Origin of the sequence: Actinomadura sp. HBU206391, from assembly GCF_014323665.1 — a bacterium.
Lineage (GTDB): Bacteria > Actinomycetota > Actinomycetes > Streptosporangiales > Streptosporangiaceae > Actinomadura_C.
Map to the genome: position 1 here is coordinate 1 of NZ_JABVEB010000565.1, position 1,041 is coordinate 1,041.

General features: G+C 63.8%; 2 protein-coding genes. Both read right to left on the reverse strand.

The genetic code is table 11. The features are described 5' to 3' along the window. Positions 1 to 230 (reverse strand): hypothetical protein (locus HKK72_RS39435; protein WP_410050394.1); only part of this gene is annotated, 230 nt, incomplete at its 3' end. A 120-nt stretch (positions 231 to 350) separates the two neighbouring features. Then, positions 351 to 1,041: group II intron maturase-specific domain-containing protein (locus HKK72_RS39440; protein WP_261987642.1), on the reverse strand; the 691-nt coding region annotated here is incomplete at its 5' end.

Here is a 1,041-nt window from a genome sequence, read left to right on the forward strand (position 1 = left end):
TGGGCGGGTGCCTTGTCGCAGAACCGCGGCGAGTTCAGCACCGCCAGCACGTGCTGCTGCTCGGCCTCGGTCAGCTGTGCCGGGTGCGGCGCCGGCGCCGGTCGCGGCCCTGCCATCTTCGGCTTCGGATTGCGCTGTCGGTGCACGGTGGACCGGGATTTACCGAGGGTGTCGCAGGCGTATGTGGTGCTGGTGAGCGGTTCGAGTTCGGCGAATGCCGCGTCGATCACTTCTGCCGCTTGGCGTCGGAGTCCGCGCTCTCGGAGAGCATTTCCAGTCGGGTCGCCCGGGGGAATCTCACCCCCGGGTTCCCACAGTTCCGTACGTGAGCCTCTCGGCTTATACGGCTCCTACCGTCCGGCGAACGAGAATCCGCTGTCGGTGACCCAGGCCCAGTGCGCGAACATTTCCGGCTCGTTCCCGACCAGCCGTGCCCACCATGCTTGGAGTCTTTTCCGGCTGCGGAGCCTCCGGTACTTCTTGCGGGCCCAGCGCATCAGATAGGCGTTGATACGCCGTAGCAGGCCATACATCTGGGACTTGTTGAAATGACCCCAGTACGTCATCCAACCTCGCACGATCGGATTGATTTGCTCGGCGAGGTCGGCCAGAGTGCTGCCCGTGCGCAGATGAAGCCGCCATCTGCGGACTTCTTCTCCCTTGGCGGTCAGTTTGTCCCGGCTCATGGCCGGGGCAAACGAGGTGAACGTTGTTCCCATTCGCTGATTGATCGCTATCCGGGGCCGGTACGTGTAGCCGAGGAAATCGAACGTGACGTTGTCGTACCCGCCACGCCGGTTACTGTCCCCGCAGTACCCGATCTTGGTCTTGTCCGGGTGGAGTTTCAGTCCGACCTGTTCCATCCGTCGTCCGATCGCGGCTCGCACTTCGAGCGCCTGGCGCTCGCTGAAGCAGTGCACGACCGCGTCGTCCACGTATCGCTCGAACCGGACTGACGGGAATTCCCGCGCCAGCCACACATCGAACGCGTAGTGGAGGAACAGGTTGGCCAGGCACGGCGAGACAGCGGATCCTTGTGGA